23 protein-coding genes are annotated in these 25,745 nt (G+C 40.4%); 8 read left to right on the top strand and 15 right to left on the bottom strand.

Annotated elements, in window-relative coordinates:
- Positions 1-99: 99 nt before the first annotated feature.
- Together V6E90_RS19340 and V6E90_RS19335 are read left to right on the top strand one after the other, a co-directional pair.
- Complete coding sequence (locus V6E90_RS19340; RefSeq protein ID WP_016541322.1) at positions 100-873, top strand: DODA-type extradiol aromatic ring-opening family dioxygenase; 774 nt, start codon at positions 100-102, stop codon at positions 871-873.
- A gap of 191 nt (positions 874-1,064) precedes the next feature.
- Positions 1,065-2,171: an META and DUF4377 domain-containing protein gene (locus tag V6E90_RS19335; RefSeq protein WP_262757602.1), complete on the top strand. Its 1,107-nt coding sequence runs from the start codon at positions 1,065-1,067 to the stop codon at positions 2,169-2,171.
- 89 nt (positions 2,172-2,260) lie between these two features.
- Here the strand turns inward: V6E90_RS19335 and gdhA are convergent, their stop codons facing one another.
- On the bottom strand, positions 2,261-3,607 hold the full coding sequence (gdhA, locus tag V6E90_RS19330) for an NADP-specific glutamate dehydrogenase (protein WP_332606219.1): 1,347 nt from the start codon (positions 3,605-3,607) through the stop codon (positions 2,261-2,263).
- A 367-nt stretch (positions 3,608-3,974) separates the two neighbouring features.
- Between gdhA and V6E90_RS19325 the strand changes: the two genes are divergently transcribed.
- Both V6E90_RS19325 and nth read left to right on the top strand, forming a co-directional pair.
- Positions 3,975-4,790 (top strand): RnfABCDGE type electron transport complex subunit B, encoded by an 816-nt coding sequence (locus tag V6E90_RS19325; RefSeq protein ID WP_262757600.1) that lies wholly within the window; start codon positions 3,975-3,977, stop codon positions 4,788-4,790.
- A complete protein-coding gene (nth, locus tag V6E90_RS19320) occupies positions 4,791-5,477 on the top strand; it encodes an endonuclease III (RefSeq protein WP_016541318.1) in 687 nt (228 codons plus the stop codon).
- Here nth and V6E90_RS19315 read toward each other — a convergent pair.
- The 9 genes from V6E90_RS19315 to V6E90_RS19275 form a co-directional block, all read right to left on the bottom strand.
- Positions 5,474-5,656, bottom strand: coding sequence for a hypothetical protein (locus V6E90_RS19315; protein ID WP_016541317.1), 183 nt, complete (start codon positions 5,654-5,656; stop codon positions 5,474-5,476). The two genes, nth and V6E90_RS19315, sit on opposite strands and share 4 nt — an antisense overlap.
- A 69-nt stretch (positions 5,657-5,725) precedes the next feature.
- Complete coding sequence (locus V6E90_RS19310; RefSeq protein WP_065343359.1) at positions 5,726-6,898, bottom strand: VWA domain-containing protein; 1,173 nt, start codon at positions 6,896-6,898, stop codon at positions 5,726-5,728.
- Between the two features lie 8 nt (positions 6,899-6,906).
- Entirely contained in the window at positions 6,907-9,264 is a 2,358-nt protein-coding gene (locus V6E90_RS19305) for a DUF5682 family protein (protein WP_332606218.1), read from the bottom strand.
- 40 nt (positions 9,265-9,304) lie between these two features.
- Positions 9,305-10,387 carry an ATP-binding protein gene (locus tag V6E90_RS19300; protein ID WP_023271514.1) on the bottom strand — a complete coding sequence of 361 codons (1,083 nt, stop codon included), beginning with the start codon at positions 10,385-10,387 and terminating at the stop codon, positions 9,305-9,307.
- Positions 10,388-10,419: 32 nt separating this feature from the next.
- Entirely contained in the window at positions 10,420-12,057 is a 1,638-nt protein-coding gene (locus tag V6E90_RS19295) for a hypothetical protein (RefSeq protein WP_023271513.1), read from the bottom strand.
- Positions 12,048-13,379 carry an SWIM zinc finger family protein gene (locus tag V6E90_RS19290; RefSeq protein ID WP_023271512.1) on the bottom strand — a complete coding sequence of 444 codons (1,332 nt, stop codon included), beginning with the start codon at positions 13,377-13,379 and terminating at the stop codon, positions 12,048-12,050. The genes V6E90_RS19295 and V6E90_RS19290 overlap by 10 nt, the downstream gene beginning before the upstream one ends.
- A gap of 186 nt (positions 13,380-13,565) precedes the next feature.
- Positions 13,566-14,219, bottom strand: a complete 654-nt coding sequence (gene adk, locus V6E90_RS19285) for an adenylate kinase (RefSeq protein WP_004801251.1) — start codon at positions 14,217-14,219, stop codon at positions 13,566-13,568.
- 83 nt (positions 14,220-14,302) lie between these two features.
- Positions 14,303-15,616: a membrane protein gene (locus tag V6E90_RS19280; protein WP_004652140.1), complete on the bottom strand. Its 1,314-nt coding sequence runs from the start codon at positions 15,614-15,616 to the stop codon at positions 14,303-14,305.
- Between the two features lie 61 nt (positions 15,617-15,677).
- Complete coding sequence (locus V6E90_RS19275) at positions 15,678-16,196, bottom strand: hypothetical protein (RefSeq protein WP_016541311.1); 519 nt, start codon at positions 16,194-16,196, stop codon at positions 15,678-15,680.
- A 239-nt stretch (positions 16,197-16,435) separates the two neighbouring features.
- On the opposite strand from V6E90_RS19275, the gene mrdA reads away from it, so the two are divergent.
- Positions 16,436-18,475: a penicillin-binding protein 2 gene (gene mrdA, locus V6E90_RS19270; RefSeq protein WP_016541310.1), complete on the top strand. Its 2,040-nt coding sequence runs from the start codon at positions 16,436-16,438 to the stop codon at positions 18,473-18,475.
- Entirely contained in the window at positions 18,475-19,023 is a 549-nt protein-coding gene (gene rsmD, locus V6E90_RS19265) for a 16S rRNA (guanine(966)-N(2))-methyltransferase RsmD (protein WP_016541309.1), read from the top strand. Before mrdA ends, rsmD begins: the two co-directional genes overlap by 1 nt.
- Here rsmD and V6E90_RS19260 read toward each other — a convergent pair.
- Positions 19,020-19,424: a hypothetical protein gene (locus tag V6E90_RS19260; RefSeq protein WP_081408999.1), complete on the bottom strand. Its 405-nt coding sequence runs from the start codon at positions 19,422-19,424 to the stop codon at positions 19,020-19,022. The genes rsmD and V6E90_RS19260 overlap by 4 nt on opposite strands.
- A gap of 96 nt (positions 19,425-19,520) precedes the next feature.
- Positions 19,521-20,126, bottom strand: coding sequence for a GNAT family N-acetyltransferase (locus V6E90_RS19255; protein ID WP_332606217.1), 606 nt, complete (start codon positions 20,124-20,126; stop codon positions 19,521-19,523).
- 146 nt (positions 20,127-20,272) lie between these two features.
- On the opposite strand from V6E90_RS19255, the gene V6E90_RS19250 reads away from it, so the two are divergent.
- Positions 20,273-20,623, top strand: coding sequence for a hypothetical protein (locus V6E90_RS19250; protein ID WP_016541306.1), 351 nt, complete (start codon positions 20,273-20,275; stop codon positions 20,621-20,623).
- A 38-nt stretch (positions 20,624-20,661) separates the two neighbouring features.
- Positions 20,662-21,294, top strand: coding sequence for a DUF2238 domain-containing protein (locus V6E90_RS19245; RefSeq protein WP_016541305.1), 633 nt, complete (start codon positions 20,662-20,664; stop codon positions 21,292-21,294).
- A 30-nt stretch (positions 21,295-21,324) separates the two neighbouring features.
- Here V6E90_RS19245 and blp2 read toward each other — a convergent pair whose 3' ends face one another.
- The 3 genes from blp2 to pstB form a co-directional block, all read right to left on the bottom strand.
- Positions 21,325-23,466 carry an Ig-like repeat protein Blp2 gene (gene blp2, locus V6E90_RS19240; protein ID WP_332606216.1) on the bottom strand — a complete coding sequence of 714 codons (2,142 nt, stop codon included), beginning with the start codon at positions 23,464-23,466 and terminating at the stop codon, positions 21,325-21,327.
- Between the two features lie 253 nt (positions 23,467-23,719).
- Positions 23,720-24,682, bottom strand: a complete 963-nt coding sequence (gene sohB, locus V6E90_RS19235) for a protease SohB (protein WP_023271504.1) — start codon at positions 24,680-24,682, stop codon at positions 23,720-23,722.
- Positions 24,683-24,828: 146 nt separating this feature from the next.
- Positions 24,829-25,743 (bottom strand): phosphate ABC transporter ATP-binding protein PstB, encoded by a 915-nt coding sequence (pstB, locus tag V6E90_RS19230; RefSeq protein ID WP_016541302.1) that lies wholly within the window; start codon positions 25,741-25,743, stop codon positions 24,829-24,831.
- Positions 25,744-25,745 lie beyond the last annotated feature (2 nt).

Below are 25,745 nucleotides of genomic sequence, written 5' to 3'. Positions count from 1 at the left end.
ATCGTTCTGATTATAGAACAATATGTTGAATTTTAAGGGCTATCATTGCGGTACTGAATTTGTCAGGATAACAGTGTATTCCCTTTCAGGTGTTTATTTATGGACTTACAAACTTTACCCGGATTATTTATTTCTCATGGTTCGCCCATGTTGGCACTTGATCCAGAACAAGTGGGTCCTGCACTGTATCGCCTGAGTAGCAACTTACCTAAACCTCAAGCAATTATCGTCATGTCAGCGCATTGGGAAAGCCAAGCCTTAGAAGTGAATACCTCAACACGCCCAGAAACTTGGCATGACTTCCGTGGTTTCCCTCCTGAACTCTACAATATCCGCTACCCTGCACCAGGTGCACCAAAACTGGCAGAAGAAATATTAACTTTATTCGCCGAAGCTGGTATTTCAGCACATGCCAATAGTACCCGTCCTCGGGATCATGGCGTTTGGATGCCACTATTACACATGTATCCAGATGCAGATATTCCAGTGATTGAAATTTCATTACCAACGCAAATGAATGCAGATGGTATCTACGAGATCGGAAAAGTGCTCGCCCCATTACGTGAGCAGCAAATTTTACTGATCGGTTCTGGGAGTATCACCCATAACCTTGCGGAACTATCATGGCAAGCCAATGCCGATGTACCCGCATGGGCCAGTACTTTTCGCAATACCATTGTCAGCAAACTCAGTCATCAAGACTATGATGCGGTACTAGATTGGCCATCTTTACCTTATATTGAGCGTAATCACCCGAGCCTTGAGCATCTTGCACCGCTCTTCTTTGCGATGGGTACAGGCCATCGTTTCAATATCGTACATAGCAGCTTCTCGATGGGTTCTTTGGGGATGGATATTTATCGGTTTGATTAAATAACCAACTGCATCACAGAATAATAAAATAGGCTTGCGCAAAATAACGCCAAGCCTATAAATCTACTATATTTTTCAAAAATTTTACAAATAGAAACATTTAACGAACTTAATTCCTAAACGGTTACCATGTTCTCTTTTTAAGAATACTTTAAGCTTATGTCTGTTATTTATTTATCGTTGTTTTGAATATGAAAATCAAATATTTAGTTCTTGCATTACTTCCGCTTTCTTTAATGGCGTGCCAAACTGTGCAAAATGTGACTGATAATGTAATTTCTCAAATTAATACAACTGCTGCAAAAAACTTAACTGAATATAATTGGACTTACCAAGGTTCAAAGGCATCTAAGCCTTTAGTTTTATCTTTTAACGCTGACCAAAAACTTGCAATCCAAACTGGCTGTAACAACCAAGGTGGTACTTGGGCAGTTGAAGGCAATAAGATTGTTACCTCTCCGCTTGTATCAACCATGATGGCTTGTGCTGATGATTTAATGCAGCAAGAACGCTTATCTGCTGACATCTTCAGCGAGAAAAAAGTACCATTTGAAGTCAGCACAGTGAATGGTCAAGCCATCTTGACTGTGACGGATAGCAAAGGTCAAAAACATGTATTTACAGGTGCAAAAGTGACAAATAGCAACGTGTTAACCAACTACACTTGGTCATATCAACCTGCTGATACCAAACGTCCTATCGTATTAAGCTTCTTGGGCAACGATCGTTTATCTGTAGACACAGGTTGTAACCGCTTAAATACCTCATGGAAAATTGAAAATGGTTTGATCGCGACAGGTGATGGTGCATCAACATTAATGGCATGTGAACCAGCCTTAATGAAACAAGAACAGTTTGCAGGTGAGCTTCTACAAAAACGTCAAATCGCGTTTGAAGTGAATGCAACTAACCTAGAGCAACCGACTTTAGTACTTGCTGATGCCAAAGGTCAAAAATATACTTTCGTTGGTAAAATGACACCTGAAGCAAAATACCAGTCTGAAGGTAAAACTGTTTTCTTAGAAATTTCGCCAGAAACTAAATCATGCACAGGTGTTGCACCACAAACCTGTATGCAAGTTCGTGAAATCAAATACGATGACAAAGGCTTAAAAACTTACGCAGATAAAAACTGGTCATTGTACTATGGTCAAATCGAAGGTTTTGAGCACAACCCACAACAACGTGTGATTGTACGTGTTAAACGTTTTGACATTAAAAACCCTGCTGCTGACCAATCAAGCATTGCAGACGTACTCGATATGGTTGTTGAGCAAGAGATTGTGAAAAAACCATAATTTCATTTAGAAATAAAAAAATCCGATGCTTTGACATCGGATTTTTTTATGGCAACCCCTCTTTAATACAGAGGGTTTGAGGGAGATTTTTAATAAATACCCTGCGCGAGAATGGCATCGGCAACTTTTACAAAACCCGCAATATTCGCTCCATCAACATAATTGATCGTACCATCTTCCTGAGTACCGTATTTAACACAGTTACGATGAATCTCTTTCATAATCGCATGTAAGCGTTCATCCACCTGTTCAAAAGACCAACCCAAGCGATTGGCATTCTGCGACATTTCCAGACCAGAGGTTGCTACGCCACCTGCATTCGATGCTTTACCTGGCGCATACAGAATTTTTGCTGCAATAAATTTTTCAACAGCTTCAAGTGTAGATGGCATATTGGCGCCTTCTGCCACACAAATCACCCCATTTGCCAATAGCGTTACTGCATCTTCGGCATTTAATTCGTTTTGCGTTGCACATGGCAGAGCAATATCGACTGGAATATGCCATGGGGTTTTACCCTCGAAATATTCAAAACCGTGCTTTGATGCAAACGCTGACATACGCCCACGTTGAACATTTTTCAGTTCCATCACTTCATCAAGCAAGGCTTTGCTAAATCCATTTTTTAAATAGACCGTGCCGTTCGAATCCGATAAGGTTACCACTTTAGCGCCTAAGAACATGGCCTTTTCGGCAGCATATTGCGCCACATTACCTGAACCTGAGATTGATACCGTTTTATTGGCAAAACTATCACCACGGGTTTTTAGCATTTCTTCAGCAAAATAAACCGTACCGTAACCTGTTGCTTCAGGGCGAGCCAGTGACCCGCCAAATGAAATACCCTTGCCAGTAAATACGCATGATGTGTCGTTACTTAACTTCTTCATCATCCCCGTCATATAGCCAACTTCACGGCCACCGACACCAATATCTCCAGCAGGAATATCCGTATTTGAACCAAGATGACGATACAACTCCAGCATCAATGCTTGGCAAAACCGCATGATTTCTGCTTCAGACTTCCCTTTAGGATCAAAATCTGAACCGCCTTTGCCTCCACCCATCGGTAAAGTCGTTAACGAGTTTTTAAAGGTTTGTTCAAACCCTAAAAATTTTAAAATAGATAAATTCACTGAAGGATGGAAGCGCATTCCTCCTTTATAGGGGCCAATCGCTGAATTGTATTGGACACGGAAACCACGATTGACATGGGTTTGCCCCTGATCATCCATCCATGAGACACGGAACTGAATAGCGCGCTCAGGTTCAACCAATCGCTCTAACAAACCATATTGTGCATATTTAGGATTCTTCTGAATGAATGGCCACAAGCTGGTCATCACTTCTTCGACTGCTTGTAAAAATTCAGGTTGATATGGATCTCTAGCTTTAACATAATCCAGAAAGTCATTTAAGCTATCGTATTTCAACATTCACCCCCGAGTCTATGGTTTATCTTGGTGCGAAAAATGCACCAAAATAGAATTTTGCATCTATTAAATACAGATTACTATTTCATCACAATATTATTTTTATGCTTAACTCTTTTTATCAATTAAAATCATGATCTTAAATCAAAAAATGTTCGTTATTTATATAATAAATACAAGTAAAAGCATATCAGTGAATCGCAGAACTTCATTACAAAGAAGAGGAACAGTCTAATTTATAGACAAAAATGCACTAAAAAATTTCATCATTAGCACCATTTTTAAGCATTAAAATACCCAAGTAATTGACATCTTTTTAGATTGCTTCGCCGTGTTAAAGCTTTATTTGCTATACTAAGCTCCCTGTTTTTTGCTTCACTCTCGATACATGTCCCCAACTGCACAACACGCGCTTATTGTCCAAATCGACCAACTCTTACCACAGACGCAATGTGGTTTATGCGGGCATCGTGATGGCTGCTTACCTTATGCAAAATCCATTGCAGAAGGTGAAGAAGCAAATAAATGTGTGCCTGGCGGACAACCTGTTGCTGATGCATTGGCAGCTTTATTAGATCGACCACAACTGACTGCCGAAAGCAGTGTTTGGGAGATTCAACTCGACGGTCGACCGCAACGTATCAAAGCAGTGATTCGCGAAGATGAATGTATTGGCTGTACCAAATGTATTAGTGCCTGCCCCGTCGATGCGATTATTGGCAGTGGCAAATTAATGCACAGCATTTTGACTGACTTGTGTACCGGTTGTGAATTATGTATTCCACCTTGTCCTGTCGATTGTATTGATCTGGTAGCAGATATGCGACCTTTACCAACAACAGCGCAACGTACGGCTGAACAGGATGATTTAAGACATCGCTATTACGCCCATATTCAACGTGAAGAAAAACGTCGCTTAAGTCGCAAAGGGCCCATTGTACGCGCTGAAATTGATGTGGAGTTCTTTGCTCAATTTTCACAATCACAAAACAATGTGCCCGTGATTAAACTCGTAGACAAACCCAAAGACAGTCCCACACTGGATGCTAAAACCACGATTGAACTTGCCAAGCTACGCACGCAAATCAAAAAGCTCGAAAAGCAGCTTAGCGTCCGTGCGGATGAATCCAAACAAGCACAGTTACTTACTTTACAACAACGTTTAAATGAATTGCAGGACATCTAAATGCCCGTAAAGAATATGACCAAAAAGCAGATTCAGACTTTTTTTGAACGTTTGCGTGAACAAAGACCGAACCCTCAGACTGAGCTGAACTACTCTTCTCCTTTTGAACTCCTGATTGCTGTGTTGCTTTCTGCTCAAGCAACCGATGTCAGTGTGAATAAAGCCACAGATAAACTCTATCCTGTTGCCAATACAGCTCAAGCCATTTTAGACCTCGGAATTGATGGCTTAAAATCATATATCAAGACCATTGGCTTATATAATTCTAAAGCTGAAAACGTGATTAAAACCTGTCGAATCTTGGTCGATCAATATCAAGGTCAAATTCCAGAAACACGTAAAGAGCTGGAAGCCCTCCCTGGTGTTGGGCGTAAAACGGCGAATGTGGTACTCAATACCGCCTTTGGTCAACCGACCATGGCAGTCGATACTCATATTTTCCGTGTGGGTAATCGTACTGGACTTGCGGTTGGAAAAAATGTTCTAGAAGTAGAAGACCGTTTAATTAAAGTGATTCCGAAAGAATTTATTATTGATGCGCATCACTGGTTAATCTTGCATGGGCGTTATTGCTGTATTGCACGTAAACCGAAGTGTGGCGAATGTATCGTTTCCGATGTCTGCAACTGGCCTGATCGATTTGAATTTGGTGCCCATAAAGCTATTGCAATAAAAAACCTCAGTTAATCCTGAGGTTTTTTATGCTGCTGTAGCTTTGGATGTAACTGGCGAGCTTTACCATGTTTTTTATTTTCTAAGGCCTGTTGCTGCTGTACATGACGCAACATTTTTTGGCTTTGATACAATAAAAACAACAATAAAGCTAAACTTAAAATTACCACCACGATCAAAATAATTTTCAGCAAAGAAACACCCTCAATCAACTTACACGTTTCGACTTGTATACCGTAACGTAATCCTCAGTTTCTATTATGTCAGATTTTCAGGCTTGCATACCATGCATGAATATCTCGTTTTTCAATTGCAGTTGCCATTAACTCAGGAAATTGATCTGGAGTACAGGCAAAAGTTGGGATACCCATATCAGCAAAGATCTGTGCATGTTGAGTATCGTACCAAGGTGCACCATCATCAGACAATGCCAGTAGCGTAATTACCTGCACGCCACTCTCTAACATTTCAGCAACTTGTTTGAGCATTTGCTTAGCATCTCCACCTTCACACAAATCACTGATTAGAATAAATATAGTCTGTTCTGGGCGGGTAATTTTACTACGGCAATATTTAATCGCTTTGGCAATATCTGTTCCCCCACCCAACTGCGTGCCAAATAACACATCGACAGGATCTTCTAGTAAAGGGGTTAAATCAGCTAATTCAGTATCAAATACAATCATTTGGGTATTAACTGCGCGAATACTGGCCATAACGGCAGCAAAGACACTGGAATAGATCACTGAAGGTGCCATCGAACCACTTTGATCAACACACAGTACAATGTCTTTTAAAGCGGTTTGTTGACGCGGATGCCCATGTAACTCATGTGGAATAATCGTTTTAAAATCTTCTTGCCAATGCTTGAGATTGGCTTGAATGGTTCGTTGCCAATTAATATCTTGCATGCGTTTAGGGCGGCGTGTATGCGCTGAACGATTGATACTCCCTCGAATCGCTTGCTGTAATGGCTGTTTTAAACGGTTTTCCAACTGTTCCACTAACTGGCGTACCACAATACGTGCAGTTTCTTTGGTTTTTTCAGGCATTAAATGATTGAGTGAAATCAAAGTTGAAACCAAATGAATATCGACTTCTACACTCGCCAACAATTCAGGTTCTAATAACATTTGTTGTAGATTCAAACGTTCTAAAGCATCTTTTTGAATGACTTTCACCACAGAAGATGGGAAATACTGGCGAATATCACCCAACCATTGCGCCACTCTAGGACTAGAATGCCCCAAACCACCACGACGATTGGGCTGTTGTGTCTGATAGAGCTCATTCAGGCATGCTTGCATTTTGCTATCTTGTACCGACCAATTGGGTAAATGCGTCGTCGAATTTGGGGCTTGCCCTAAAATCAAACGCCAACGTCGTTCCTGTTCAGAGAGCTCTTGCTGCGCTAAAGAAATCATTTCTTCATTCATATCGTCACTTACCCTTCTACAGCCACAGGCTGTAAATACGCATAAATTTCATTCAACACGGTTTGAGCGCGTACAATATCTAAGCTATTAATATCTTGTTTGACGAAGGTCGATTTTTGAGTCACTTTCTGAATCAACTGCTGTGCCTCAGCTGGACTAAAACTTGAGGCCGTTCTTGCTAGAATTGGCAACAATTCAATAAATTGTTGCTCTTGTAATTGGTTAACCCATTGGCTTACCGTATCCCAAAGGCTTTGCTCATGAATCAATAACAACGCTTGATGTGTCAAAAAACCTTCAAACCATGCTGCACTATAGTCTGTAGTTTGCCCAATCGATAAAGCACGAGACAAAAATCCTTGTGTTTGCTCGACCTCAATTAACTGTTGTTCTCGTGCTAAACGCACACAGCAACCATGCAAATAGCCTTGCATCTGTTGTAATTGCAATAACTGATACAAGGTATCTTGCCAAAGCTGCAACAATTCATCTTGTTGTAATTGTTCTAAAAGCTCATATAGAGTTTGTAGTTGTTGAGCAAACTGCTGTGCCATTTCAGCATTCAACTGTACACAATAACTCGGTAAACTTAACATTAACCGAATTGCTAAATGTTCTACTACTTGAAGTAAATGCTGCATTGAAAACTGACGAACACTGCCATAACGAATGGCAGCAATCAGGGGTTTTAAAGTAGCTAAAATAATACTTGGATCTTGATGCTGAGTAGTGAGTTCATTCAATTTATCCAAAGCCAGATTTAAACTTTGATCTAGTCCAGACAATAAAATACTTTCAATCAATTGTGCAATCTGTGCCACATCTTCACATTGTCTAATCTGATTTTCTAAATAGCTTTGTGTCGCCAACTGAATGCTATTGCCCCACAATGACATTTCATTCAGATATAAACTACTTTCAGGCTGCCAAGACAACTGCCACATTTCTTTAAAGTTGCCTTGCTTTGATCCTGTTCCAGTTAACTCAGCCCAAGCAAGACCTAATAATTTCACGCAATGTAAAAATTGACTTTTTGCCAGATCGAATTTTTCACGCAAATCCAGACTAATTTCTCGATGTGGCGCATCAAGCTTCAAACGGAAATATTTCACCTGCTGTAAAAAGTCTTTTTGAATTGGCAACTCAATCCATTCATCAGGCACTTGCCCCAACTGCTCATCTTCAAGTAATTTAGATAAAATAGGTTGTGGAATATCTAGGCCGTGATTCAAGACCGAGCGAATCACCTCAAATAAATCTTCCAAATCAGGGATACGTCGTCCACGTAATTGCAATAAAGATTGAATCAATTGCACTGCATCAATAATCTGAGCACTTGAAGCATCATGCCCTGCTTGGCGTAACGCTTGTGCAAATTGACTTAACCAATCTATGGTAATTTTTTCACCATCCACATCTCCATTCAAGGCTTGTTGGTAGTGCTTCCATAAATGGGTATACCATCCCACAGCTTTTACGCCTGCGCCATAACCACTGTCTCGGCTCAAACGCCCATGTGTCCACGCAATCCACGCTGCCTCAACCTTAACTTTAGGCAAAGCTTTGAGCAATGCCGTATCGATTTTATTGTATGCCTTTAAATCCGCCAATACAGGTGCATGCCAAGCTCCACAAATCACCACAATATTTTGATAGCCTTGTTTCTCTGCTTGTCTAATGACTTTACGCATATAGGCTTCACGATATTGCTCAAGTAATTGCTCTTCACTACTACAGTTTTCAGGTTGTTGTGTTTGCAAATAATCACGTAAAGCCGCCATTGCATCTGTAATTGCAGCAAACATTTGTCCTGCATGTGGCTGTAATTCGACTAGGTGCTCCCAAAAACGCTCACTGTCTTGATACCCAGACTGTTCTGCCAAAAGTTGGATCGGATCTTGGCGAATAGAAAGATAATGCTGTTCCATATTCTGCGCAGTTTGATCTGGCAATTGTGTGTTTAACTCAAATACATCAGCATCTACTCGTTCTTGTTCATCTGCTGAAGCTTGCGCCAGATGTTGCTCTGCCCATTGCTTTTCTAATGCAAAACGATGTTGCACAGGAAGATCCATAAACGTTACATCGACGTGATGCCGTATCGCGTATTGCAAGGCTTGCCACTCTGGGGAAAACTCAGCAAAAGGATAGAATACCGCCTGTGATCGCACTTCTTTTTGTACAGGAGTATTCAACAGCAACGCTACAGGTGGTTTAAAATCAGTATGTTGCAATTGGCTGATAATTGTATTCGCATCAGGAGGCCCTTCAATCAAAATACAATCAGGTTGAATTAAAGCCAAAGCATTACACACGCTGCGTGCGGAACCAGGGCCATGATGACGAATACCGAGAATATGCAACATCTTTTTATCCTTATTCTTCCAGCTATTTATTCAACATGCATTATTCTAAGTCACGACAAGCACGATATAGATCTTGCCAACCCTCACGCTGTTTAATCACGGTTTCAATATATTCTTTCCAAGGCACAATATCTTGGACAGGATCTTTTAAGACAGCACCTTGTAGACCTGCTGCTAATTCATGATCAGTTAAATTACCAGAGCCAAAATGTCCAGCCATTACCCAACCGTGACTCATGACTGAAATAGCTTCTGCAGTTGATAAGGTCCCCGTAGTGGTTTTTAGTTTTTGTTTTCCATCCAAAGTTTGACCATGTCGTAATTCTCTAAAAATTGTGACTAGTTTTTGAATTTGAGCATCTAAAGGTTGAATCTCAGGAAGTTGTAAACTTTGACCTAAAGATTGAACACGCTTTTGTACAATTTCTACTTCTTCTGCAATGGTCGCTGGTGGCGGTAAAATAACGGTATTAAAACGACGTTTTAATGCCGAAGAAAGCTCATTTACCCCCTTGTCACGGTTATTAGCAGTGGCAATCACACTAAAACCCTGTATGGCTTGATACTCAATCCCCAACTCAGGAACAGGTAAATTTTTCTCAGAAAGTAGAGTGATTAAAGTATCTTGGACATCTGCAGGAATACGTGTTAACTCCTCTACACGGGCGATCTTACCTTCTTGCATCGCACGCAACATAGGGCTTTTGACCAAAGCATCTTCGCTCGGACCTTTAGACAAAAGTTGGGCATAGTTCCAGCTGTAACGCAAAGTATCTTCGCTGGTTCCAGCCGTACCTTGAATCAATAATGCACTATTTCCCGAAATGGCAGCTGCCAAATGTTCAGATACCCATGATTTCGCCGTACCTGGCACCCCTAATAATAACAGTGCACGATCAGTCGCCAAGGTTGCGACTGCAATTTCTATCAAACGGCGATTACCAATATATTTAGGTGAAATCACCGTACCATCAGCCAAGGTGGTTCCTAATAAATAATCCACGACCGCTTTCGGCGAAAGTTGCCATTGTGGAGGCTTCATTAAATTGTCATGTGCTTTTAATGCATCTAATTCATGAGAAAACTGTTGTTCTGCGCGGGCACGTAAAACTTGTTGAGACATGGTGATTATCCTAATTTATGATTTATTGATCATTACGCAATAATTTTTTGTTTGTACTGATTAAATTGAATCAGTTGTTTCCATTCGGAAATAGAAAAAAGAGCTTGTAAGCCACTGAAGTCAATTGGATAAGCTTCCAAAATCAGCCATTGTGCCCGCTCTTTTAATAATTCAAATTTTTTCTGATCCTGTTGCAAATCTAAAGTTGCATATACATGCTGAAGTAACACCGCTGCCATTTCTGTGATGTTCCGATCTTGATGCAAGACTTTAGCGTGTTGAAACACAAAATAAAAATGCTCTAAATTTTGCTGTTGATAATGCAGATCTAATTGTTTTAATAACCATCCAATTGCTTGCTCTTGATGTAGTAAACCAAAGACCAACTCACGTTCAAGTCTGTTCCCACTGGATGTCGTCACAGCTTCACACCATTGGGTTTGATGTTGGTAAAACCATAACGCTAAATCATGGCGTTGTTCTCGATAACAGCATGTTACAAAAGCATTCCAAATCTGCTCTCTCTGTTGTGAATGCAATGAGAGTAGATGATCCCAAGTGCCAAATACTTCTAACCAATATGCGAGTGGCAATTGAATCAAAACTCTTGTGAGATAGAAGACACCTTGTGAACTTTCACAAAAGGCTTGGTAAGCCTGTTCAATTTGAGCACTTTGATAAACCGCTTTTAAATTTTTACGGCTTTCGACCAAATTAGCTTCTCGATCAAAGAAACCATAATCATTGAGTGCATCATCTTGATCTAAATTAATATTATATTTAACTTTTCTCGCCCGAGCATCGTAGCTTAAACAGGTACGTAGCAGTGCGATAATCTCACCATAAAGTACATTATCTGGATAGTATAAATAAAAAGTTAATGCAGCATTCTTGCGCACTGTAGCCGCATTTTGTGGTTCTAGTGTTTTCACATGCCGATATAACGCTTCAAATTGCTTAATCGGCAGGTTGTACAGCACTAGACTTTCAGCTTGACTTTGCAAATGATTTTGCTGAATTGATTGTGACCAAAACTCCGCAATATGTTGATCAATAAAGTGAGGTAATTGACTGCACAACTGGCTCATCCACAATGACCAATCGCTATTTTTTGATTTCAATAGCTGGCGGACCAATGGTGCCGAATCTTGTTGTTTCAAATATTTCCAAACTCGTTTAGCATCATCCAAGCGTGTTGTAACATCTCCTTGAAATGCAAACTCAGGTAAAATAGATGCCAATAACACTGGGTTTCGACATAGAGGTAACACTTTCAAAACTAAATAACGAGGAATCACTTGCTGCTGCTGTTGAGCAAGTTTCAATATTTGATTAACCCAATCCTGATACAAAAATGGCGATTCTTGCCCAACAATCCATTTCAAAATTTGAATCAGCTCATTATCCAGTTGCTTTTCATGTTGTAGCTGCTCAATCTTATTCAAACTCTTTTGCACCGTTTCAGGCACCGTTCTCGCTTGATAACCTGCGTGTTGCATGAACATCCAGTATTGATTCAAGACTAACAAATCTTGCGCTGAATCAATCTGTTTAGGTACATAAGTCTGTAGTACATCAGGAATTTTTAGAGTCTGTTTAAATTGCTGTCCCAGAGTCAGTTTGAGAAGTAACTGTTGATTAAAATCATTGTACGATGCGTTTAAACACATTCAAAATGCCCTCCTTGCCAAATACTTACAAGTTTAAGCTGTAACCCATTCCACTCTATGCCAGCACTAAATGATTCTGCCCCAACTAAAAACCACAACTCAACAAATTGCTTAATTTCAACCTCACACATCTTTTGATCCTGATCGACCAAATAAATCGTTTTATCACACTTTACTAACCGCAATTGCTCCAGCCAAAAAAAGCGTACTAACTGCAAAGGGTGCTGTTTCAAGTTATTGGCGTATTGAGCAAAAGCCTGATCAAAATTGGTAAATCCCTTCGGTGCAACAAGCGTCTGGCTCACATTAGTAAACGACAATAAACTATCTTCTAAACGCAGACGTTGATGGCTCACACCGGGATAAAGTTTGGCAGTTAAAGACAAATGTTTTTGGTAAGGTAAGGTTAAACCGAAGTTGGAATAAGGGGGAATTTCGAAATCCAATAGCAGATAATCGCATAGCTTTTCACTATCCCATAACCATTGACGACGATAACGTCCACGGGTGTTGACCAGTTCTTGCGTCACTTGTCCCAATGCATACAAACTCAGCACCTGAGTTGGGATGTTATCCCATGCATCTGTCGGTAAATTAATACCAAAGAGCTGTTTTAATTCTTCATATAGTTCTGGCTGAAGCCGCTGCCGGTTTTGCCATAAATCAACAGCTGTTTGTAGTTTAGCCAACCAAAATGAACTTTGTAATTGCCAATCAGTTTGATATAAGGCACTAGAAAATTCATCTAAATAACTGACTAAACCAGCAACTTGTGCATCGACCAAACGGCTTTGGATATCTCGAAATTTTTCCTGCTGTTGTTGACGTAACCGCCCTAGCCCCATGATTACAATATCATTTAGCCATGTTTGTAATGCTTCAATACCTGCATCCATTTTTTTTTCACGTGCCGACTGGCGTTTGGCACGTGCTTCTTCATCAATTGGTTTATCAATTTTATTTTCTTTTTTCTCAAGCGTTTTGGTTTTTTTATCGCGCCATTTTTGTACTCGATCAGGTATGTTTTGTTCATCTGATTGCACAATAAATTTATCTTGATACTCGGAATAGACAAATAATAATGCTAAGGCATGTTTACAAGGCCGCTTAAAACTCGGACAACTACATTCACATTTAAGTTCAGGTAAAAAGATTGCACTTTGATAAATCGCGCTCCCTTGAATTTCTCCCCAAATCCAATGATCTGTCGAAGCTGAGATATTATTCCATGCTTCAAATTTCGCTAACTTCTTAGCAGATTTTGCTGAACTTGTATCTGGAATAATTTGTTCTATTTGATCAGACTGAATCGTCAGCAACATAATTAACCCTTTAAAATAATTCTAAGTTTCAATATTTTTAAATTGCACACTTGAATGAAATATAACTTTTTTCACTCAGTTTTTATATCATTTAATCTGATAGGGCGACATGTTATGTCGCAGATAATTATTGGTATAAAAAAAACTGACTTATGTAAACATAAGGCAGTTTTATCAAAAACTAAATTATTTATCTAAAATTGCAAAAAGATCAGCTTGAACGTTTTCGATTGCACGTAAACCATCTAATTTGTCATAAGTCGGAGCATTTTCACCTGAAGCAGCACGACCTTGATAGAAGCCAACCAATTGCTCAGTTTCGCTATGGTAAGAGCCGAGACGCTTACGAATCGTTTCTTCTTGGTCATCAGGACGTTGCACAAGGTCTTCACCTGTTTCATCATCTTTACCTTCCACTTTTGGTGGGTTGTAAACGATGTGATAAACACGACCCGATGCAGGGTGCTGACGACGACCAGAAAGACGTTGCACGATTTCTTCGTCAGGTACAGCAATCTCAATCACGTGATCAATGCTAATGCCAGCTGTTTCTAAAGCTTCAGCTTGTGGAATTGTGCGTGGGAAACCGTCAAAGATACAACCATTTTCACAGTCGGGCTGAGCAATACGTTCTTTAACCAAGCCAATAATCAGCTCATCAGAGACCAAACCACCTGACTCCATGACGCTTTTCGCTTTTAAGCCAAGTTCAGTACCTTCACGAATTGCAGCACGGAGCATATCACCGGTTGAAATTTGTGGGATATTGTAGCGCTTACAGATCAACTGAGCTTGAGTACCTTTGCCTGCCCCAGGTGGTCCGAGTAAAATAATGCGCATAAAAGAACATCCTCATTTAAAAACAATAAATCTTAAATTGAGCAATATCATACAGACTTATCACTCAACCAACATCAAATTAATTATAAGAAAGCAACAAATAAGTGAATTAAACCAGCAAAGAAACCAGTTACTCCACCCAGTACAATCAAGATCCACTCATCTTCTTGGAACGCAGGACGCAATAGGTTCTGGAACTCTTTCGGTGTTAGTTCACGGATGCGGTCTCTAAACATTTGAAAGATCTTCTGCGCGCGACTTGCATTCAGAGCTGGGTCACATACTGGTCCCATGGTAATTTCAATTGAGCGATCAATCAAGTCGGTCTTGAGTCTAGCATACTCTCTTGGCCCTAATGAAAGCTGCAATGAGGTTCTGACCAATGGGGTTTCCATGATTTCATTGATATGACGCTTGACAATACGACGTGTTTTGTCTTTTTTACTGCCATACATCATTTCGGTCATGATCGATTTCAAGGTAATTAAATCTTCAGTTACCACACTGGCAAACACATCCGAAACCTCTTCCTGACGCTTCATAAATGCGCCTTGAACATTATAAGTTCCAATCTTCAACACTGGCACAATCCAAGGAAATTTACGGTCTTTGGTCAAGCGGAAAATCTGTGGATAGCGGATATAATGCGGTTCAATCGGGTTAAACACCATCCAGATCGCAATCCAGTTGGTTAAAAAGCCCCAAATGGCAGCCCAGAACGGAACCGTCCAGTGCCAAGGCACCACAAACCATACAATCATCTGGAAAATACCAAAGAACATCCCGATTAATGCACTGATATGCCAAATAAAGTTAATTTCTTTTTGCCCCACCTTCAAGAACATGCGCACCATCAAACGGCGATCACCTTCCATTTGGCTGACCACCATTTCACGCATGTCAACCAGTGACTCGACGTTCATGGTCAGCTCAGTCACAAGTTCCCTTAAGGTATTTGGCAATTGTTTGTGGGCTTGGGCATAAATACGGCGTTTAATCGAATAAGGTAAGTTTTCCCAGAGTACCGCATTGCGATCAATCATCACTTCATCAATCAGATGCTCAAGCTCAAAACCGACTTGCTCACCAATGATCATGGCCATATCTTCGGGGTCCATTGCCTCTAAAAACTCACGCAATGAACCTAGTTTAGATAAAGTGTTATCGGTAATGATGCCTGAAATACGTCCAGCTTTACGTGGCACAATCCCTTGCCAACCGACAGGTAATGGTCCTAAATGGAATCCCCAAAAGTTAATTGGGTAAAATACCATTTTCAATGCCATCCACACGTGCGCCCATGTTACAAAGGCGGTGACAGGGATGATACTCAAGACTGCCAGATGGTCAGGTCGATTTAGAAAAATCTGCCACAATTCATTGACGTAATCAAACATGCATGACTCTCTGAATTATTGATACATGATGGCCTATAAAAGGATAAACGTTAATTTCCTCTTATAAACCAAAACTTAAAGTATAAGAAAACTGAAGGACAGGTTCTGATTTTTTCACAGTATTGCCATTCCCATCTTCTATTTTTTCGCGTACCCCCGCGCCCACACTGAATGTGCTGATACGTTCGCTATTCAACCAAACATAAGCAAGATCAGCACCGACACCCAAATTGCCCTTTTGCTTACCACCATAATTTCTGCTGTCTAAATGCCCCGCATAGACACCAAGGTAATAACCATTTTTATCTGTACCAGTTAGGTAGTACGGATAACGGAATCCAACTTGTCCACCAGGTTCATTGTCATCATTTAAAAATGCACCCGCTTTGGCATAGGCAATACCATAAGGATTTACCCATTCAAGGTTGGCATGTAATAATTTCTTGGTAAAACCTGCACCTACATTCCATGTTGAAACGTTTGCATCTTTTAATTTTGGCTCTGGCTTAAATGGATTGTCATCCGCATGACTTAAGCCCGTAAGTGTTAAAACCGATAATAAAAGGCAAATTTTTCTCATTATTTTCTCCATTTTCCCTAAGAGTGTATTGGAAAATCCTATTTCAAACTGATTGTGACTTTAACAGAATTATTTTGCTTCTAATATACAAGACCATACAATTTTAATGTCTGCAAAGTCAAAAGCTGTCGCAGTATCATTTGCATGATTTGTTGAAAATTCTACAGTATGTTCATGCAACTTACGTTAAAATGCGTAGCCTTTGTATTCTCTCCATTTTGTAATTAAGTCGACACCCTATGAAACAGCACTTTCCTTTAAAAAATATGCAACAAGAAAAGCGCATTTATAAGGGTCGTATCTTTTTTGCAATCTTTGTCGTGGCGATTTTTCTACTTTTATTGATCTGTCGTTATGCATATTTACAGATTGTTCATTACGATGACTTTACAACAGCCTCAGACAAGAACCGAATTCGTTTACAACCCTTAGCACCCGCACGTGGCTATATCTACGATCGTAACGGCGTACTGTTGGCAGATAACTACCCTGTGTTCACCGCAACACTGAGTCGTGCCGATGTCAGTGATATTGATGACACTATCAGCCGTCTGATTCCAATTCTAGGCTTGACCCAAGAAGATGTTGACCGCTTTAAAAGCCGTGTGAAAACTGCACGTAAAACCGAACGCCTTGCAATTAAGTTGAATTTGACTGAAGCCGACATTGCCAAATTCAGTGAAGTGAAATATGCCTTCCCTGGAGTCAAAATTGAAACTCAAATGACCCGCTATTATCCACATGGTGAATTGTTTGCACATGTGATTGGCTATGTCGGTCGTATCAATGATAAAGAACTCAAATCAATTGATAAGGATCTATATGCGGGAACCAACCTGATTGGTAAAATTGGGGTCGAAAAAAGTTATGAAGAGCTGTTGCATGGGACGCCTGGCTATGAATCTGTCGAGGCAGATGCACATGGTAATGTACTGCGTAATTTAGGTCGCCAAAACCCAGCACGAGGTAATGATCTTTATTTATCACTTGATTATGGTCTGCAAACTATTGCAGCAAAACAATTGGCAGATCGTCGCGGTGCAATTGTCGCAATGGACCCACGTACAGGTGAAATTCTAGCATTAGTCTCGAGTCCAAGTTTTAATCCAAACCTCTTCGTGACTGGGATTAGCTCTAAAGACTACAGTGGGCTGCGTGATAACCTCGATCAACCGCTCTATAACCGTGCAGTTCAGGGGGCTTATCCACCCGGTTCAACCATCAAACCCATGTTTGGTTTAGGCGGTATTCATTATGGTCTGGTCGATTGGAACACTGCAATTTCCGATCCAGGCTATTTTTCATTGCCTGGTGACAGCCACCGCTTCCGTGACCATAAAAAAAGTGGTCATGGTTCTGTGAACATGCATAAAGCTCAAATTGTATCTTGCGATACTTATTTTTATGTCCTGTCCTATCGCATGGGCATTGAGAAAATGAATGACTGGATGCGTCAATTTGGCTTTGGTGAAAAAACTGGGGTCGATTTACCAAGTGAAAGTTCTGGCCTGTATCCGAGCCCAGAATGGAAAATGCGTACCCGCAAATCCAAATGGCTAAAAGGTGAAACGATTTCAGTCAGTATCGGACAAGGCGCTTTTACCTCTACTCCGTTACAACTTGCGATGGCAACTGCAATTACTGCGAATAAAGGTTCACATGTCACGCCCCATGTATTAAGAGAGACCAAAGGCGCCAAAAAATTTAGCGTCCACAATGCACCCGATGGCAAAATTAACTTCAATGGCACCGAACAAGATTGGAAAAACATGCACGATGCAATGGTGGATGTCATTCAGTCAGGTACAGGTCGTGGTATTAAAGGTGGTTTGCAATATTCAATCGCAGGTAAAACAGGGACAGCCCAAGTTAAAAGTATTGCCCAAGGTAAACGCTATAACGAAGCTGCGCTTTCATCTCGACAATGGGACCATGGTTTATTCGTTGGTTTTGCGCCTGCCGATAATCCAGAAATTGCGATTGCTGTGGTTTGGGAAAATGGTAAACATGGTGGTTCTGCGGCGCAGTTAGCGCGTCCAATATTTGATTATTGGCTAGTGACCCGTAAAAAGAATCCACTCCGCCCAGCCAGCCATCAAGTCAGTGGTGGCTTAATGACAGCAGGCATTAAACCTGGCGAACTGCCAAGCAGCAGTGTTGCAACCACAACAACACAAAATAGCCAAGCGGCATCAACACCCGTCGCTTCATCCACTCCAGCGTCTACACCTGTCGCGCCAGCAACAGCTGCTCAACCTACTGATGGAGTAACTGAATAATGAAAAATCAATTGCGTATCATCGGTGGTAACTGGAAACGCCGTACTTTACCCTTTGCCAGTATTGATGGTTTACGTCCAACACCAGATCGTGTCCGTGAAACCTTGTTCAATTGGTTAATGTGGGACATTCAAAATGCGCAGGTTTTAGACCTGTGTAGCGGCTCAGGTGCATTAGGATTTGAAGCGCTTTCTCGTGGAGCTGCTAAAGTCGTGATGATTGAACCAAATCCAATACAAGCCAAAATCTTAAAAGACAATATTCAACTGTTAAAAGCAGAAAATTGCCAACTGCATGTTGCAACGGCACAACAGGCTTTAAAAAAATTAAACTCAAATTTTGATGTGGTGTTTCTTGATCCACCTTATAGTCTGGATTTATGGCAAGAGTTAGCAGAACTTGCTGACCCAATGATTGCAAACCACGCTTATATTTATGTAGAAGCAGATCGAGATTTATCTCAACTCACCCTTCCCCTGACTTGGCAGAAAATTAAAGAAACCAAAGCCGGTATGGTCAGAGCAGGGCTATATCAAAAGGTCAGTTAAAAAATCCGTAACCAGAAGAATCGTATCAATTGCCCTCGGTCAAAGGGAAAGCTGGAAAGATATTCATAGCCAATTCGATTGGTCTGGTTCAACTGATACATCATGCCATAACCGACTGAAATCGAAAAATCATCCAGTGACAAGCTAGTGGTGTCACCTGTTAACATCTTATGGTTAAACTGATTAGTTTGATAAGCCGTATAATTATAGACACGCCAACGCTCATTTTGAAAAAATTGGTTATGCAAAACCGAATATGCTGTTTTCATTTCAGGATAAGCAGCATCAAACATCTGTTCGGTATCTTCGCTCGGCGCTACAAAAAAATCATAGTCATCCGCATAAGCCCCAGCAGAGAGACCTATTAAAAAACAGAATAAGAAAATGCACTGAATTCGCATAACAAGATGTGTTGATGACGCCTTATTTAGCATAACGCTAAAAATCATTTTATATCAACCGATTGAATATTTTATCTTCATTCCACCCGCTTAAATTTAGAACCACCATTCCATTCGACGACCATTTGGAATAACACTGTTATTAGCACCTTTAAACTTAGTTTCTTTTACAACGCTAAAACCAATCCGCTCATATAGACGCTGCCCATTTGGATTTTTCTGTGAAACATCTAAAGATAATGCAGTGAACCCTTGTTGTTGAGCTAAACATTTCAGATGTTGTAGCAATAAAGAGCCTATGCCTTGACCTTGGTAATTAGGATGAACACCAAAATTAGCAATATGCAAACATGAGTCACTGGGCTTAGTTACAACTGAACCTGCCTGTAAGGCTCGAGACAAAACACAAGGAAATCCAAGTCTATAAATGGCCCAGATATTTTTAAGGCTACCCTGATCCATACTCAGTAAATCCTTTTTGCCATAACAGGCAATTGTTGCAACCACCTTCTCATGATGCTCGACCACCCAATGCAACTGATAACTGGTATAACCTTGTCCTGAAAGGAACTCACGATGAATGAATTGTTCTGCACTGATCTGCTTATGTTGATAAATATAATCAAACAACGAAACCGCTGCGCTATAAATTAAAGGTACACAGGCATCAACATCTCGCCGTTGCGCTTTTCTTATTTTCATTTTAAATCCCGTCTATTTAATTTTTGTGCAATCAGATGTGCAAAGTAAAAAAAGATTAAATTTTATCGTGTTAGACATAAATAATTAATTTATAAAATTCACCTTATATACAATAATAGCACCTTTAAAATTCTACTCTATCGATCATGAAGCTTTTGTTCCTGCTCATTGCCACCGTGAGCTTATCAGGTTGTATTTTTGGAAAATCTAGCGAACTAAAACGCGCTGAGAAACTCTTACAAGGTTTTCAGTGTCATAACATTGAATCCAGTGAGTTAGCAACCTCTTCTATTTCAAATTTTTATCAACAATCACTGGCTGCCAATAAAGACAAAGCAGCATCATATATTGAACAATATAAAAATGGTGAAGATCTCTTTGACATTCCGCTCGATGAAGTTGTACAACAAAAATATCAATTATATAAACAAGCATGTCAGGCACTCGGTGGCGTTTCTACAGCCAAAGAAACAATCGCTGTAAAAACGACAGAGTAAGAGCAATAAAACTTGCCTGACTGTATTTAGGATACAGTATGATCGAACAACAACTGAGTTTAAAACATTATATTGCGCTTGCGATAGTGCTGCTGGTGGTGGCAATCGCAAGCATCCAACCGCTTGAGTTTGAGGCTTATTTGCTACACCAAGCGGGTACCGTTTTGATGCTGATTGCCCTCATTGTCACGCTGAAAAAGATTGGCATTAGTTTTTATAGTTTTTGTCTTTATCTTGGCTTTCTTCTGATTCATATTTTAGGGGCACACTACCTCTACTCTTATGTGCCTTATAATGAGTGGATTGAAAACCTTTTCCACTTTGACTTAAATCAAACCATGGGTTGGTCGCGTAATATGTATGACCGACTGGTGCATTTTGCTTATGGTCTATTGCTCTATCCATTTTTCTATCGCTGTTTTCAAGTTTGGTTACCGACTGCCAAACCTTTGACCCTATTTCTGCTGGTGATTCAATTTGTCATGGCATCGAGCATGTTTTATGAATTAATTGAATGGTGGATCGCGATTGGTTTATCCCCTGAAGATGCCGAAAACTATAATGGCCAGCAAGGTGATATCTGGGATGCACATAAAGATATGTTCCTTGCAACCGTCGGAGCTATCTTGATTGGAATCACTCAACTCCTCAAAGAAAAAACGCCTACTTAAAAATAGACGCTCTCAAAATATAAATACAGTTTAAATAATCGAATGTTGCAATACAGTAAGCTGGTCTAAAGGATCAGCTTTTAAACTTGCTGCATAATCAAGATGGGTTAAATCAGCATTTCCAGAATGACTGGTTGCAGGAGTTGGATTTTGTCCTATCAGCAATTGGTTCAAAACCCCATCCAACTGATTTGATACGGGCTCAGAAGAAGACAATAAGGTATTTAGACTCAGTTTCTCAATATTGTTTGATTCGGAAACAGGTTCAGCGTGTTGGGTTTGTAAAGCACCCAAATCAATCGCATCGGCCAAAGAGGCTTTCACTACAGGTGCAACCACATTAAAACTAAATGCATCACTCGCTTCACTAATATTGCCTGCTGCATCAGTCAAGGTTAAGGTGATTTTATGTGGCCCCACACTTAAATCCTGCTTAACTTCAAAACTCCACCTTCCATTATCTCCCACTGTTACCGTACCTATCGGTTGACCATTGTCATAAATCGTCAAAACTGTTTTTGCTTCACCTACACCAGCCAAAGTCGGTTTGCTGTCATCAGTATCCCCTCCCGCCGCGATTGCACCTTTTACAGCACCCACATCATCCATCACGGTTTGCAAAATCGGCTTATTCGGCGCAATGGTATCTTTTGTCCCTACCACATCGACTGCATCGGAACGGTTCCCAGCTGCATCAATGATATAAACTTTCCCTACATTTTTATCGGTTAAAGCCGATGATAAGGTAATGCTAAATTTTCCATCCGCACCAACAGTACCTGAACCAAACAGTGTTTTCCCATCCGCACTTCTAATTTCAATTTTACTATTTGCTTCCGCTGTACCCGTCACTGAATCACCTGCTGCATTGATTTCAGCAACGGCTTTATCGGGTGCAATGGTGTCTTTTCCAGCAGTAATCTCAAGTGGCTTAGATTGGTTGCCTGCAGCATCTTCAACAATAATAGTTGCTTTTTTGTCTGTAGCTAAAGCAGGTGAAAGCGTAATCTGGAATTTGCCTTGTGCATCTGTGGTTCCAGTACCAATGGTTTTCCCATCCGCATCTTTGATTTGTACTTTACTATTTGCTTCTGCTCGACCTTGAATAGATGAACCTTCCTTGTTGACATCCACAAAAGGTTGATCAGGCGGCACCGTATCTTTTCCAGCAATCACTTTAGTCGGTGTAGATTTATTTTCGGCTGCATCTTCAGCGACAACCGTCCCGCCTTTTTCACTGGTTAAAGCCGGTGAAACTTTAATGGAATACAGTCCTGCTTTATTTGCAATCACGCTACCCAATAGCGTGCCATTTGCATCATAAATGGAAACTTTAGCATTGGCTTCGGCCTTACCTGTAACAATGGTTCCATCTGCATTCAGTTGTGCCGTCGGAGCATCGGGTGCAATGGTATCTTTATTTCCTGTCACAACAGTGGCTTTAGAAGTATTCCCCGAACCATCAATTGCAGTCACGCTGACCTTGCCGCCATTCACCAAAGGTTGATCCAACTTAACCGTGTAATTTCCTTCGGCATCAGCTTGAGTCGTTGCAATCACTTTCCCAGCAGCATCTTTAATTTCAATTTTGGCTTTCGCTTCGGTTTTACCCGTAATCGTTTGTGTATCTGTACCTAAACTCGCAGTTGGTGTCGCTGGTGGTGTTATATCAATCGGTTGGTTACTACTTTTATTTTTATCGTCATCATCATCTTTTACCGCTAATAGATACACACCTTCTGCCACTAAAGCAGCCAAACCTACTTTTAAGAGTTGTGACTTACTAATCGCCGAATCCTGATCCACATTCTGAGGTTGAGGAGCTGGTGTCACTGCATCCGTATATGCAAATTGCGTCAGTGATGTCGCTGGGGTATAACGAACAAATTTTCCAGAATCATCAAATTCTGCGACCGCATAAGTCCCATCATCTTTCGCAACTGCAAGGCTATGCTCTGTTAAGTTTTCAGCACTATAAAAATCACTGACAATAATTTTTTCACCGTTTTTTAGTGTAATGACAAGATCATTACCTTGTTTGATCATGGATTTAATATCGGCTTGATTCACACCAATTTGTACGATCGAAGGCTGGTCGAGTACCACACTTTTCAATTGCGCATCTTGTAGAATATTCGAATTTTTCTTTGAAAAAACGACGACTCTTGTCATTATTATGCTCACTTATCAATTATATTTTTAAATACTTTTTCGGTTAATGAATAATTAAGTAATTCATCTTGCAGTTAAAATATCAAATGATCGCTATTGCTACAATCTATTCGATCAAATAGTTTTGTCATGTTTGTTTAATTCACCAAATGTTCAAATCTAGCGGTGAACTTCACCCTAAATCTACAAGATCAAACATAAAAAAACCAGCCCTTTAGGCTGGTTTTTTATGCTCTTTATAGCGTGTAAATTATTAAAATTTCGGATCACGCATTTGTACCAATGTACTATTTGCCTTTGCCAAACTATCTGTAATTTTATTCATGACCGTAGGAATCAAACTTTCAGCCATTTGAGCTGCCTGCAATCCCAGTTTTTCGCCAAAGGTTGGGCGTTTACGGGTATTAATCACATAGATATCGTGTTTTGGTAACAAGCTTAATAGGTATTCGTCAGAAGTTTGTAGCTTATCTACCAAGTTCAATTCACGTGCATCTTCACCATACCAATGCTCGCCTGTTGCAACTTTAGCAACATCAAGTTGTGGACGATATTTCTCAACAAAATGCTTAAATAAGGAGTGGGTTTGCTGTAACTCTTCTTCAAACTTGGCCTTGCCTTCTGGCGTATTTTCACCAAACATGGTCACGGTACGTTTATATTCACCTGCGGTATACAGCTCAAAATCAACATTGTGCTGTTTGAGCAAACGATTAAAGTTCGGTACTTGTGCAACCACACCAATCGAACCCACCACCGCAAAAGGTGCAGAGATAATTTCATTGGCAATACATGCCATCATATAGCCGCCACTTGCAGCAACTTTATCAACACAGATGGTGACATTAAAACCTGCATCACGTAAACGCACCAATTGAGCAGCGGCCAAACCATAACCATGCACCATTCCGCCAGGACTTTCTAAACGAACGACGACACGATCATGCCCTGCTTTAGCAGTCGCTAAGATCAAGGTAATTTCTTCACGGATGGTATCGACTGCAGACGCTTGAACATCGCCTTTAAAGTCAAGGACATAAATTTTTTGATCGTTCTTCTTGCGAATTTTAGCTTCTTTGGCAAGCTGTTGAACGAGTTGTAATAATTCAAAACGAGAGGCGGTAGTTTGCGCAATTCTTTTTCTTTGTTCATTCACACGCGCATTGAGATGACTAATACGAATTTCAGCAGGAAACTTAGGTAAATGGAATAACATGAAGTATGTGCTCTATAAGTTCGGCGTTATTGTTCTAAGATGTGGTCTGCTCAATAAAAATTCAATAGCGATTTTGCAAAATAGATTCATTTTCATTTATATAAACAAAAAGAGCCCGAAGGCTCTTTTGTTTGTAATGAAACGGATTAACCAAAACGACCCGTAATATACGCTTCCGTCAACTGATGGTCTGGCTGGGTAAACACTTTCTCAGTCGAGTTCACCTCAATCAAATCACCCAGATGGAAGTAAGCGGTGCGGTCTGATACACGCGCTGCTTGTTGCATAGAGTGGGTAACGATTGCAATGGTGAATTGTTCAGACAATTCAGAAATCAATTCTTCAATTTTCGCGGTCGCAATTGGATCCAGTGCCGAACATGGCTCATCCATCAAGATCACTTCTGGGCTCACTGCAATGGTACGTGCAATACACAAACGCTGTTGCTGACCACCTGATAAACCTGTGCCAGGTTGGCTCAAGCGATCTTTAACTTCATCCCATAAACCCGCTTTACGTAAACTGTTTTCCACGATTTCTTCTAGGTCATATTTATCACGTGCTAAACCATGTAATTTTGGACCATAAGCAACGTTATCAAAAATTGATTTCGGGAATGGGTTTGGTTTTTGGAATACCATGCCCACTTGTGCACGCAGCAAAACCACATCAAGGTTTGGATCGTAGATATCTTGATTATCTAAAGTCACTTTACCCGTCACACGACAACTATCAATGGTGTCATTCATACGGTTTAAAGTCCGTAAGAATGTCGATTTACCACAACCTGATGGGCCAATGAATGCAATCACTTCATTCTGGTAAACATCAAGATCAATGCCTTTAATCGCTTCAGAGTCACCATAGTAAACATGAACATCTTTGGTACTGATTTTCACTTCACTGGTTTTTGGCTTTTTATTTGAAGAAGCCGTTTCAAACTGAGAGACAAATGCAGTATTTGATTGCTGAACTTGCGCTTCAGATGAGGTAAATTCTTTTTGCTGTGGATTCACTGATTTATCCTTTTCTACGGCGTTCATAATATCAATCGTATTCATTG

Source organism: Acinetobacter sp. ESBL14, assembly GCF_036668815.1.
GTDB classification, from domain to species: domain Bacteria; phylum Pseudomonadota; class Gammaproteobacteria; order Pseudomonadales; family Moraxellaceae; genus Acinetobacter; species Acinetobacter gyllenbergii.
This window is presented reverse-complemented; position numbering and strand designations above follow the sequence as displayed.